Origin of the sequence: Hyalangium versicolor, assembly GCF_020103695.1 — a bacterium.
GTDB classification, from domain to species: Bacteria; Myxococcota; Myxococcia; order Myxococcales; family Myxococcaceae; genus Hyalangium; species Hyalangium versicolor.
This window is the reverse complement of the sequence record NZ_JAHXBF010000025.1, coordinates 139595-152084: the sequence shown is the minus strand read 5'-3', so window position 1 is coordinate 152084 and position 12490 is coordinate 139595. Positions and strand designations below refer to the sequence as shown.

At 65.4% G+C, this 12490-nt stretch carries 10 protein-coding genes; 4 read left to right on the top strand and 6 right to left on the bottom strand.

Annotated features, from left to right (window positions below):
- Nucleotides 1–110 precede the first annotated feature (110 nt).
- The 4 genes from KY501_RS40785 to KY501_RS40770 all read right to left on the bottom strand — a co-directional run bounded on the left by KY501_RS40785 (nt 111) and on the right by KY501_RS40770 (nt 4875).
- Nucleotides 111–1808 (bottom strand): PQQ-binding-like beta-propeller repeat protein, encoded by a 1698-nt coding sequence (locus KY501_RS40785; RefSeq protein WP_224369317.1) that lies wholly within the window; start codon nt 1806–1808, stop codon nt 111–113.
- Between the two features lie 104 nt (nt 1809–1912).
- Nucleotides 1913–2902 (bottom strand): ParB/RepB/Spo0J family partition protein, encoded by a 990-nt coding sequence (locus KY501_RS40780; RefSeq protein WP_224369316.1) that lies wholly within the window; start codon nt 2900–2902, stop codon nt 1913–1915.
- 175 nt (nt 2903–3077) lie between these two features.
- Nucleotides 3078–3641, bottom strand: a complete 564-nt coding sequence (locus KY501_RS40775) for a hypothetical protein (protein ID WP_224369315.1) — start codon at nt 3639–3641, stop codon at nt 3078–3080.
- 577 nt (nt 3642–4218) lie between these two features.
- Nucleotides 4219–4875, bottom strand: coding sequence for a CPBP family intramembrane glutamic endopeptidase (locus KY501_RS40770; protein WP_224369314.1), 657 nt, complete (start codon nt 4873–4875; stop codon nt 4219–4221).
- Nucleotides 4876–5390: 515 nt separating this feature from the next.
- On the opposite strand from KY501_RS40770, the gene KY501_RS40765 reads away from it, so the two are divergent.
- From KY501_RS40765 to KY501_RS40755, 3 genes are all read left to right on the top strand, one after another.
- Complete coding sequence (locus KY501_RS40765; protein WP_224369313.1) at nt 5391–6128, top strand: hypothetical protein; 738 nt, start codon at nt 5391–5393, stop codon at nt 6126–6128.
- A 110-nt stretch (nt 6129–6238) separates the two neighbouring features.
- Nucleotides 6239–7006 carry a hypothetical protein gene (locus KY501_RS40760; protein WP_224369312.1) on the top strand — a complete coding sequence of 256 codons (768 nt, stop codon included), beginning with the start codon at nt 6239–6241 and terminating at the stop codon, nt 7004–7006.
- Nucleotides 7007–7087: 81 nt separating this feature from the next.
- Nucleotides 7088–7258, top strand: a complete 171-nt coding sequence (locus KY501_RS40755) for an RHS domain-containing protein (protein WP_224369344.1) — start codon at nt 7088–7090, stop codon at nt 7256–7258.
- An 84-nt stretch (nt 7259–7342) separates the two neighbouring features.
- On the opposite strand, the gene KY501_RS54085 is transcribed toward KY501_RS40755, so the two are convergent.
- Both KY501_RS54085 and KY501_RS40745 read right to left on the bottom strand, forming a co-directional pair.
- Nucleotides 7343–8692 carry a TldD/PmbA family protein gene (locus tag KY501_RS54085; protein WP_224369311.1) on the bottom strand — a complete coding sequence of 450 codons (1350 nt, stop codon included), beginning with the start codon at nt 8690–8692 and terminating at the stop codon, nt 7343–7345.
- Between the two features lie 10 nt (nt 8693–8702).
- The gene (locus tag KY501_RS40745) at nt 8703–10181 is read right to left on the bottom strand and encodes a TldD/PmbA family protein (protein WP_224369310.1); all 1479 of its coding nucleotides are present in this window, start codon (nt 10179–10181) and stop codon (nt 8703–8705) included.
- Nucleotides 10182–10508: 327 nt separating this feature from the next.
- On the opposite strand from KY501_RS40745, the gene KY501_RS40740 reads away from it, so the two are divergent.
- Nucleotides 10509–12464 carry an FHA domain-containing protein gene (locus tag KY501_RS40740; protein ID WP_224369309.1) on the top strand — a complete coding sequence of 652 codons (1956 nt, stop codon included), beginning with the start codon at nt 10509–10511 and terminating at the stop codon, nt 12462–12464.
- Nucleotides 12465–12490 lie beyond the last annotated feature (26 nt).

The window sequence follows — 12490 nt, the reverse complement described above, 5'->3', positions numbered from 1 at the left end:
TTGCCCGGGGATGGCGACCGAAGGTGTTCACGCTCCCTGGGAGCGGCAAGGTGGAGCGGCGCTCTGTGGAGTCGTGGACGCTTGTGCTCGCGCGAGCGCCCGGAGCGGGCTCAGCGCAGGCGCAGGCCGTGGATCCAATTGCCGCGCGTGGCCAGCACGGCCATGTCGCCGAAGATGGCGGGAGAGGCCTCGATCAGCCCCGGCAGCTTGAGCGAGTCCAGCTCCGCGCCGGTGCGCCCGTCGAGCAGGTGCACGGTGCCCAGAATGTCTCCCTGGAGGATGAAGGTGTGGCCCTGATCGTCCTTGCAGGCGGTGGGCGAGGACCAGGCGTAGTGCTCCAGGGGCTTGCGCCAGCGCTCCTCGCCGGTGGCCTTGTCGAGCGACACCATGAGCCCCTCTTCGAAGCCCGGGCACCGTGACAGCGTGAAGACGACCTGTTGGCCGATGTCCCCAGTGCCGACCAGGGGGGTGGCGAAGGTGCCCGCGTCGATCTTCTTCGGCGGCCCGAGCGAGCCCTGGCACGGGTAGGGGCGCTCCCAGAGGACGCGGCCAGTGAGTCCGTCCAGCTTGCGCAGCCAGGCCTTGCCGCGTGGGCCTGTCTTGTCGACCTCGGTGCCGGTGTAGAGGACCGGGCGATCGTTCTCGAGCTCCACGGGGATGCTGGCGTCGGTGTCATCTCCCGCATCGAAGGTCCACACCGGCTTGAAGGTCCTCAGATCCACCGCCTGGATCGTCCCGCCGTTGTCGGCGAAGAAGGCCAGGTTGCCCACCACGGAGATGGAGTTCTCGATGCCGTAGTGCGCGCTGCCCTCGGGCGTGTACCGGTAGCGGAGCACCTCGGGGCGCACCTTGAGCTTCAGCTTGATGGAGTCGAAGTCGGTGTTGAGCTTCAGGGCGTAGAACAGCCCGTTCTCTCCGCCCAGCAGGTAGCTGTCGGTGGCGCGGTTGAGCAGCCCCGAGCTGTCGAAGGCTCCCCAACTGCGCGGGGAGGCCTTGTCCCTGCCCGGGAGGAAGAAGACCTCCTGGTGGGTGATCAGATCGTACACGTGCAGGCCGATGGGCTTCTTCTGCGGGATGCCCTGGCCCACGAAGAGCAGCGGATAGCCGCGCGGATCCAACGAGACGCTGCCCTTGATGGGGTTGCCGGTGACGATGGGGGGCCGCGTGGGCTGGCCCGTCTTCAAATCCAGGAAGTACACCGAGCCATCCAGCGAGCCCTGGATGACCTCGACGAAGCCCTTCTCGAAGCGGCGGCGGCCCAGGCGGACCATGGAGTGCCGCATGACATCGGGCCACTGGATGATGACGGGCTCACCCGTCCAGCCAGCGCCTCCGAACCAGGGCGGGCGGCCTCGGGTGGTGTTGGCCGTCCAGGCGAGCTCCAGCTTGTGCTCGCGCATGGGGCAGGTGCCCCAGGCCCCGCCGGTGCGGCTCGGGCCTCCGCGAAAGGTGAAGACGCCGGCGGCCTCCGAGTAGTGCTCTGGGAACACCTGGGCCAACCGCGAGGGCGCGGTCTCGAGTTCCTGGCCCGTGAGGGTGACGTGGTAGCTGGCCAGCCGGGTGTCGTTCGGTTTGACGTCGAAGATCCGAGGTTCGCTCTTGCGAGGGCGTGTCGACTCCGAGCGAGGAGCGGCCGGTGCCGGGGCGGGAGCTGTCTCCTCGGCCTCGTGGGGTGTGGGGGCTGGAGCAGGCGCGTCGGGCGCCGGAGGAGGCGTGCGGCAGGCGAGGGCAAGGAAGACGCCGAGCCCGACGAGGGCCCACCTGCGCTGCCCGCGCTCCTCCCGTCTGGTTCCTGGTACCCCTGCCACGCCCGCTCCCACCGTTCGGTCTTTCCCGCGAGCTTAGGGCAGGGGGGCCCGAGCCTCCAATCCGAGGGCTCGGGCAGTTGCTGACGCAGAGTGAGGCTGCTTGCCTACTCCTCGTCCGGCTCGGCGGCGCCACCTCCCATGCGGGTGATGTCGTCCTTGTTGACCTTGTCGACATTGAACTTCTGGGCGCTGGCCAGCATCTTGCCCACGGTGGAGTCGAAGTCGATGGGGCTGTCGTCCTTCTTGAAGCGCAGGAAGTTGATGCGGGCGACGACGAAGTTCTTGAGGTAGGGGCTCTGGAAGCCCTTGTCCTTGAGCGAGGTGACGACCCGCGTCACGGCGTCATCCAATTCCAGGAGCTTGTCGGCGCGGGCCTCGCGGACCTTGAGGGCCTCGGCCATGGGCAGATCGAGGAAGCTTTCCGCGCGCTTGACGACGGGGTTGTAGGCGCCGGCGGCGAAGCGGGGGCGCTTCTCGTAGGCGGCGCCGAGGGTGATGAAGGAGGGCTCCTCGAAGAGGTTGGCGAAGTCCGCCTCGCGGCCGGCGCGCGAGCCGGTGAGGCCGCGGTGCATGCGAATCACTTCGAGCGAGCGCTCCTTGAGGTTGTGGGCCTTCTCGGTGTTGAGCGCGAGGATCTGGTAGGCCACATCCTCCTCGGGCAGCACGAGCGCGACGATGGCCTTGGCGCCCAGCATCCGTGAGGCATTGAGGCGGTGGTTGCCGTTGGGCGTCCAGTACTTGCCGTCCTTGCGCACGGCGATGACGGGATCCAGGAAGCGATCCAGGCGCTCCATGGCGGAGACGAGCCGCTTGACGTGTGGCTCGGAGAGATCGCGCTGGTAGGGGGTGGGCTCCACCTTGTCGATGGGGAGCGCGGCGAACACCACGGTGTGCGAGCCGAGAGGATCGCGGTACACGGAGAGGACCTGACCGCCGTCTTCCTGGATGCCCTGGATGAGCTCGGTGGGTTGGGCGGCGGCCTCGCTGGCGACTTCGGCGGCGGAGAGGCCTTTGGAGCGCGGTTCGACCTTCTTGCGGCGCGGCTTGCGAGGCGTGGTGCTGCGGGCCCGGGTCGCTGCCTTCTTGGCTGCCATGTCGTCCCCCTGCAATGGAGTGGATACCGTCTCAGACGGGTGCGCGGGGCAGGGGTCTACACCTGTTCAGGTGAGGCCTCCAAGACAATCCTCGGCGCGCGTGTCCACGCCGAGGGGCCCAGCGACTGCTGGCGAACCATCGCCTTCAATCGCTGGGCGCCGAGGGACGCAGCGCTTACGGGCAGGTGCGGGGACCGATGAGCGCGCCGAAATAGATCGACGTCCAGCTCGTCACGAGGTGGTACGTGTACGGACTCCACATCGTCGGGCTGCTGTCGCCGGTGCAGGTCGAGATTTCGACCACCTGCGTCAGCGCCGCCGTGTTCCACTTCCTTACTACGCCATCGACTTTGATGATGGTGTCTGCGCCCTGGAAGCCCGAGTACGAGAGCAGCGGGCTGTCCCAGGCTCTCGACCGCGAGAAGGGATCCGAGCATACAGCCCAATACCTCCCGTCAGCGCAAAGGAAGTACTCATTGTGGGTGGCCGGACCGAAGCCGAACAGATCCTGCACGACCTTACCGTCTACGAAGGTCACGGTGCGCCAACCGTCGTAGGCGGCCGCGTCGTAGTTCTTGACCTCTGTGATCGAGTTGAACGGGCCGCTCCCTTGCAGGAGGACCCTGCCGCTGCTCTCCACCTCAGGGCTCTGCGCTGAAGACTCGGGCTCGGTAGCTGCCAGGGCGGAGCCCGCCAGCAAGGAGGTCAGGGAAATGCTGGCGATAATGATTGCTCTCATCAGATGGGTTCCTTTCACAGGCCAGATGCAAGGGATTTTCCCCTGCAAACCCAGGAGGAGCGGGGTTCGCAAGCTATGCAGAAAGGTCTCATCTTTCGTTGGAAGCGAAAATTTGAGCCTTGGATGGACGAGAAGGCACTCGTATCAGTTCCTCGGATGACCTCCAGCGTTGATGGCACTTCAAGCCCAAGGACAAGGTTCGTGGATTCATCACCCCTGTCGATGATTGAACCGCGCCAACGCGGCCAGTTCCCTCGGCAGACGCCGCTGGAGAGGAACTCCATGAAGCGCCCATTGCTGCTGTTGCTGCTTTGCGCCTGGCTGCCCGCCTGCGTGCTCTTCCAACGTCCTCCTCGTCCCGTTCACGCTTCACCGCAGGAGGCTGCGAGCTTCACGTGGCCGAAGGTGCTTCCGTCTGAGGGACGCCAGAGCCTCTCTGGAACCACACTCGCGATTGTCCAGATGGCCAGAGTGACGCTCTCCCATCACCCCGCATGGGAGGTCCAACCTGGGACGTCGGACCCAGGGCCTGTCAGGCTCCAGAGACGGTCATCTGCTGGAACCGGCTCAGAGGCTCTCAGTACCGGGCCACCGAGCCCGCGTGGAAGTAATGTCCCAGCCCTACCGTGAAGATGAAGCAGCCGTACAGGGCGTGCTCCAAACAGACGCGCTTCAGCGACCGGGTCTGGTGATAGCTCTGGGCGAAGATCCAGCCTCCCAGGATGCTCAGGACATAGGCGACGGCATTGTTGAAGAGCAGGTGGGCATGGCCGAACGCCAGGGCGTTGGCGCAGATCATCAAGAAGGGCGTGCGGAAGAGCGGGGCATAGCGCCGGAAGAAGAACGCGCGGTAGATCAGCTCCTGCGGCAGTACGGAGAAGAGAGGGTAGAACACCATCACCGCTGCCCACAGGCTCGGCTGTTCGCGGGGGAACTCGAGCAGCCGCTTCGGGTCAACGAGTGCCAGGAGCACCGTGAGCCCCGCCGCCGAGAGCGCGAAGCGCAGCATGAGTGGCTTCAGCGCGTGCCAGGAATGCTCTTCCGGCTCGAGAGGGGCCTGAGGCGACTCGGAGCCGTGCTTGCGCAGGGCGAGCCAACACCCGATCGCCACCAGCCACAGGACGGCGAACAGCGCGGCCTGCATCCGGAAGAGCCAGAGCGCGAAGGGCAACCCACCGAACAGCAGCAGGCACTCCGCCGCCAGCCAGATCGTTGTTCGTGGAGCAGAACGCATGGAACTCCGGTCATGAACAACGAGCAGGACTGCGTGTGAGCCCCACCTCTAGAACCAATGCCGGGCACAGCTCAAACCACAATGAGGTGAAGGCGCGGTGGCCGGGGAAGGCCACCTGCGTCACGCAGTCGTGACGCTTCTTGCGGGAGTCGCCCAACCCAGGACGTCGGAACCGGCCCCCGTCAGTCGCCGGAGGCGGTCATCTGCTTGAACCAGATCGGCGGCTGGAATCTGAGCCGTACGCCTATTGCTTCTCCAGATGGCGATCCCATGCATACACCTGCCCGAGGAGATCTGCGGTGCACGCACTGGACACGCGCTCGAAGGCCGCTGGCGCGAGCCTCTTGAACAGTTCGCGCTGAAAGTCCGGGTCGGCCAGCAGTTCTCTGTGCCAGCGTGAATCCTCACCGGCACATTCCCTGTCCGGGTCGATGCAGCATGATACGCGGGAATGGCCCGCGGAACTGGAGGCCCTGTGCCGAGCACGCGGCCGGGCTTACCTGTACGATTGCCCCATGTCTGGAACGAAGCGGTTTCCCATGCGCCTGCTGGCCATGCTCCTCATGGGGCTGGGATGCTCATCGCCCAAGCCCGTCGAAGGTGTCTGGAGGCCCGGCCCCGGGGAGGACGCGAACCACATCCCGGGGCCAATCCAGAATTTCGGGCCGTTCGACTCCTACGCGGACGCGCTGAAGGCGGCCTGCCCGTTGATCCTCTCCAAGCCCAACGCCACTGTGGGCTATCTCCAAGACTTGAATCCCGAACTGGCAGCCCGAACAGCCACCGAGTATTGCGCTTGGTTGTATTACACGCCGGAGCACAAGTATGAACTGAGCATGTTGACGGACTTGTCGAGGCCGGATGATGTCTTGGCCAACAGGAAGACCTGTGTGCTTCCCACGTTCGTGGATGACACGCGCTATGCGCAAGGCGAACTCAAGTACATCTTCGCGCTCCACAATCATCCATTCGGGTCAAAATTCTCCCCAATGGATCTTCACTTCATCGAAAACAAGGCAAGCATCCATGATTGGGAAGTCGAAACACGGAACGGCAAGGTCAAGCTCGCCATCATCGCATTCTTCTCGAAATCGAAGAATCCCGAGAGCCCCACCTGTGATGGCTTCTACCAATACGTTCCCTCCACGCGTGAGTTCATGACGTGGACCCAGACAGGTGGCCACTGGGACAGGACGGATTATGGAATCATCAGGTGGATCGATGATAAAACATACAAGATCGAAGGAAGATAGTCAGACTACTGACAAATTCCACCAGTAGGTACTCCATGACTTCCAGAATGCTGATTTTCGTGGTCGCTATCGCCCTATCGAGTTGCGCGCGGAAGCCGCAACAGTTCTGGATGCCAGCGGGACACGACAGGTCGATCATCTTCCCTCTGTCCGTCGGAGGTGGGCTCATCAAGGTCGAGGAGCAGCAAGCGACCTATGACCTGGATGGTGAAGTGTTGCGAGCACTCATGATCGCTGGCAACGACTACATCCCTCCCGGTATTTCCAACCCACCATGCTGGGCCAGACTCGACGCACTCACGTATCGGTTCACGCGCAGGGGCGACATCATCTTCGTCTACATTGACGAGGATTTCGACCACTGCGGAATCAAGCTCAGACCGATACATTCAGGCGCGAAGTATGCCATCAGCAAGGACGGCCGTATCCTCCGGCGAGTCATCGATGGGTGGGATGAGGAGGATCATGTCTGGAGTCTCACGACCCCTGATGGAGGAACGGTGACGGTCGTCACGGAGTCGAGGGACAAACCCACTCTGGAGGAGCTGGACAGGCCCGACAGTGGCGTCCTGATGGTTACCACCGAGCCGGTGACCATGCCCGGTGTCATCGTCCTCAAGGCGATCCCGGGTTACGTGCCAGTCCCAGAGAGTTCCGACTTCCCGCTCGGTAATACCATGTCTCCCTTCGATGACGCGGGGGCGTGGCAGTGGCGGGCCGGGAAGCCCGTTCCCGTGCAGGACTCTTCGGACCTGGATGGAGGCACTCCCGACGCGGGCTTCGACGGAGGTTCTCCGGATGGGGGTTCTCCGGACGGGGGGCCTCCCGCGGGTGGCGGGCAGATACGACGCAAGGGTCCGGCCATCCTTGGTGAATAGCCCAGGGTCACCACTTGGCTGTTTGAACCGGAGAGCTTCTCCTTGTTGGCTAGGGAGGACGCCACCGGGCGCTACGCCGTAGTGACGGACCACTTGGGTGCTCCCACCGAGATGTGCGACGGGTTGGGGCAACTCGCCTGGAGGATGCAACTGGACGCATTCGGCGCGGGCCGTGCTGACGTGGCCCACCAGCACTGCCCCTGGCGTTGGCCGGGACAGTATGATGAGGGTTGTCTTCGGCCGAAAGGCTGAGATCCACTCCCAACGGGTTGGGAGTGAACCTCTCCCATCACCCCTCGTGGGAAGTCCAACCTGAGACGTCGGAACCGAAGCCCGTCAGTCGCCGGAGACGGTCATCTGCTTGAACCGGATCGTCGGCGCTCCGGCCGAGCCGCGGAACTGCAGATCGCTGCCGATGGCATCCACGTCCTGCAGCATCTTCAGCAGGTTGCCCGCCACCGTCACTTCCTGCACCGGGTACGCCAGCTCACCGTTCTCGATCCACAGCCCGTTGGCGCCGCGCGAGTACTCGCCCGTCACCGGATCCGCCCCGCGCCCCAGCATCGCCGTCACGTAGAAGCCACTCTTCACCTCGCGGATGATCTCCTCCGGAGGCCGTGTGCCCGGCTCCATGTACAGGTTGTTCGTCCCGATGTGCGGCAGCGAGTTGTACCCGCGCGCCGCGTTCCCCGTCGTCTGCGCCTTCGCCTTGCGCGCGGTGAACGAGTCGTACAGGTAGCTCTTCAGGATTCCCTTCTCCACGATCGCCGTGCGCCGCGTCGCTACGCCCTCGCCATCGAACGGCGAGGTGCCCAGGCCGCGCTCCAGCAGGCCGTCATCCAGCACCGTGACGGAGTCGGGGGCCAGACGCTTGCCCAGCTTCCCCACGAAGATGCTCGAGTTCTTGTAGATGGCATTCCCATCCGCCGCCGCGGCCAGATTGCCCACGAACGACGAGGCCATCAGCGGATCGAAGATCACCGGCACCTGCTGGCTCTTCACCCGCTTCGCGCCCAGCATCCGTACCGCGCGCCGAGCCGCCTCCTTGCCGATCTCCTCCGGAGAGTCCAGATCCGCCAGGAAGCGCTTGTAGTCCATCCAGTAGCTCGTCTGGAGCTGCCCGTTCTCCGAGGCTACCGGCGCTCCGAACAAGTACACGTACGTGCCCGAGAAGCCCGCGGACAGGCCCTCGCTGGAGGCCACATACACCTCCGCCACGTAGTCTCCCGCTCCCACGCTGTTGAACGTCGCGATGCGCGGGTCCACCGCCTTGCCCGCCTTCTCGATCTCCAGCGCCGTCTTGATCTTCCAGTCGCTCGCCAGGTTCGCGACGGCCGAATCGTACAGCTCGCCCGTCTTGCCGGGCTTGCCCATCTCCTTCGCCGTGGGCAGCCCGTTCAGCTTGTTCGGTGCCGCCGTCTGCGCCAGTTGCAGCGCCCGATCCACGAAGCTGTCCACCGAAGTCGGCTCGAAGTCCGACGTGTACGCGAACCCCAGCCGGTTGTCCTTGGTGATGACGCGCAGGCCCAACCCCTTGCTGGCAGCCTCGGTGAGATCCTCGATCTCCCCGTTGCGCACCCGGCAGGAGCTCTGCCGCCCGATCTCGAGGAATGCCTCCGCCTGCTTCGCGCCCTTCTTCTTCGCGCGCTGGACGATCTTCTTCGCGAGCTGCTCGTAGTTGTTCACCGTTCGCTCCTCAGACCTTCGTCCCGCCCACGGTCATGTTGTCGATGCGCAGCGTAGGCAGTCCCACGCCCACCGGCACGCTCTGCCCATCCTTACCGCAGGTACCCATGCCCGGATCCGGCATCGGATCGTTGCCCACACGAGACACGTTCTTCAGCGCCTCCGGCCCCACGCCGATCAAGATCGCGTTCTTCACCGGACGCCCCAGCTTCCCGTCCTCGATCTGGTAGGCCTCGCTCACCTCGAACACGAAGTTGCCGTTGGTGATGTCCACCTGCCCACCACCGAAGTTGGCGCAGTACAGCCCGCGCTTCACTTCCTTGATGATCTCCTCGGGCGAGTGGTCTCCCGGCGCCAGGTACGTGTTCGTCATGCGCGGCAGCGGCATGCTCTTGAAGGACTCGCGCCGCCCGCTGCCCGTGGACTTCTGGCCCATCAGCTTCGCGTTCAGGCTGTCGTACATATAGCCCTTGAGCACGCCCTTCTCGATCAGCACCTTGCGCTCGGCGGGCACGCCCTCGTCATCCACGTTGATGGAGCCACGGCTGTTGGCCATCGTCCCGTCGTCGATGACGGTGACCAGGTCCGAGGCGACTTTCTCACCCATCTTCCCCGCGAAGAGCGAGGTGCCCTTGCGGATGAAGTCCGCCTCCAGGCCGTGCCCCACCGCCTCGTGCAGCAGGATGCCGCTCCAGCCCGGTGCCAACACCACCGTTTGCGGCCCCGACGGGCACTCGGCCGCGCCCAGCGTGGCCACCGCCTGCCGCGCCGCCTCGCGCCCCACCTGCTCCGGCGTGAAGTTGTCCCAGTGGTTGAAGGACACCCGGCCGCCACCGCCGAACATGCCCGTGCGCCGCTCCTTGTTCTTCCCCTCGGCCACCACCTGGATGCCGATGCGGCACAGGTCCTGCGTGTCCTCGGTGTAGTGCCCCAGCGTGTTGGCCACGGCGATCCGCTTGGTGTTGTCCGCGTACGAGCCGTTCACCTGCTTCACCCGAGAGTCGAACGCCCGCGCCGCCTTGTCCGCGCGCAGCACCAGCTCCGCCTTGTGCGCCACGTCCACCTCCGCCAGTGGCATGGCCACCCGGTAGTAGCTGGGCGCCGGCGCCCGGCTCACCTTGAAGCTGCGCTCCGAGCCTCCGCCCTGCGCGATCATCGCCGCCGTGCGCGCGGCCCGCAGCAGGGCCTCCTCATCCAGGTTGTCCGAGTACGCGTAGCCTACCTTCGCCCCGGAGATCACGCGCAGCCCCACGCCCTGCACCAGCCCCGTCTGTGCGCTCTTGATGCGGGACTCCTCGAGGATCACCCCCGTGGTAGTGGAGCGCTCCACGTACACCTCGGCGAACTCGCCGCCCTTCTCCATGGCCACCGCCAACAGTCGCTCGATCAGGGGCTGAGGGAGCAGGGGAGCGGGCGTCGCCTGCCGGCTGATGAGAGGGGCCAATTGGGCCGGGGTGGGGCGCTTCGTCCTCGCCGACGCACGGGGCATTCGTATTCTCCAAGACACTGTGAAATGAGAGGACCCTAACGGGGCCCTCCGTCACCGGCAACGGCCAACCCACACTGAGTGTTCCAGGGAACCTCTCAGTGCATTCCCCTGGCCTGCCGGGCGCTCTAAGATGCCCCGGCCTCAAAGGACCGGCCTACACCCATGCCCCCTCGCCGACCGACCTCTTCCCGCGCGGATTCCTCGAAGCCTTCAGGTGGCGCGTCGAAGAACGATCGTACCGAAATGAGACCTGCGCCCACCTTCCGGAACAAGGGCCAGAGACGCCCGGGCTCTGCCCCGGCGGCAGAGGAGCCTGACGAGCCGTCCATGAAGGACCCCCAGGAGGAGGAGTACCACACCTCCAACCACTTCCCCGGCGAGGAAGGGGAGGAGGACCCCTCCGAGGGTACGCCCGTGGGGGACGATCCCCGTGTCGTCTCCAAGGAGATGCGGGCCCTGGAGGACGAGGAGCCCGAAGAGGACGAGGATGACAACCCGGATGCTACGCGCACCGGGCCGCCCATCTCGCTCCAAGTGGTCGAGGGGCCGGACGCGGGCAAGAAGCGGCGCTTCAAGAGCGTGCGCATGGTGGTGGGGCGCGGCAAGGACGTGGACCTGCGCCTGTCGGATCAGGCCGTCTCCCGCCGCCACCTGGAGCTGATCCACGGTGACACCGGCACGCTGCTCAGGGATCTCGGCGGCGCCACCGGCACCAAGGTCAACGACGAGCGCGTCGAGGAGAAGCTGCTCAAGCACGGTGACGAGATCGTCATCGGCCGCACGCTGCTGCGCTTCGTGGACGAGCTGGAGGCGGTGAAGCAGCTCCAGGCCGAGCAGGACGCGAAGGAGGCCGAGGCGAAGAAGAAGAAGGAAGAGGAGGCCAAGAAGAAGGAGGAGGAGGCCGCGGCCCGGAAGGCAGCGGCGGCCAACGCCACCGCGGCCAACAAGGAGGACGTGGATCCGGACGATCCGCGCTTCAAGGAGGGCACGCAGGTCCGCTCCATCGACACCATTCGGCCCGTGCCCACGCGGCGGCCCCAGAACAAGCTGGGCGACAACAAGGTCATCGTCATCGGCGGCGCGGGTGTGGGCCTGGTGGTGCTGGTGGTGGTGCTGATCATCGTCCTGGGGAAGAAGGAGCCGCCCGCGCCCCCTCCGCCCGATCCCAAGGTGGCGCTGGCCGCCACGAAGATGCAGGCGGCGCGCTCCGCGATCCGCGAGGGCGAGTACATGCAGGCCGTCGGCCTCATCGAGGAGGCGGAGAAGCTCAAGCCCGGCATCGATGAAGAGGGTCTGGCCAAGGCGGCCAGGGCCGAGGCCACCGTCATCGAGGCGTTCCAGGCCGTGCGCGCGGCGATGAAGGAGGGCAATTACGAGGAGGCTCGCCAGAAGCTGGACGCGGCCCCCACGGGCACCACCGCCAAGAGCGACGAGGAGCGCACCAAGCTCGACAAGGAGCTGACAGAGGCCGAGGGCGCCTTCTACACGAAGAAGGCGGACGAGCTGCTCGCGGCCCAGGATCTGGATGGCGTGCGCGCGATCATCTCGAAGCTGCCCTCCAACGCCCAGCCGCTCTACCGCACGAAGATAGAGGAAGTGGAGGCGGCGATCGCCCAGGATGCCGCCAACCAGGCGAAGCAGGATCGCAACAGCCGGGCGGCGGCGGCCAAGCGGGCGGCGGAGAAGCGCGCTCAGTTCATCGTCGAGGCCTTCGACGCGGTGGAGCGCAAGTTCGAGAACGGGGACTATGATCGCGCCGTGCTCGAGTGCGATCGCGTCGTCGAGGCCAACAAGGGCGACGAGGAGATCCGCAACCGCGCCAAGAACCTCAAGCGCCTCATCCCCCAGTTCGGCCGGACCTTCGAGGACGCCATGCGCAAGGTCCAGTCCAACTCGCTGGAGGCCGCTGTCCGGCCCTTGAAGAAGTCCGAGGAGCTCTACATGCAGATCGGCTTCTCTGGCGGCCTGCTGGACACCATCCACGAGAAGCTCGCCGAGGCCTCGGTGCGCGCGGGCAAGGCCGCCATGGCTCGCAATGACGTGGCCAGCGCCAGCAAGAACTTCCGCGAGGCGCTCCGCCTCAACCCGGATGATCAGCGCGCTCGGGACGGGCTCGCCAGCCTCGAGAGCAAAGTGGAAGAGCTCTACCAGCGCGCCTACGTCGAGAAGGATCGGGATCCTCGGTCCGCAGCGGAAAAATTCAGGATTGTCATCGACACCGCTCCCGAGGGCTCCGAGCTGCGGGACAAGGCGCAGATCCACCTGAGAGAACTCAATCCTTGAAGCTTCGAGGGTGGGGTAAGGTGCCG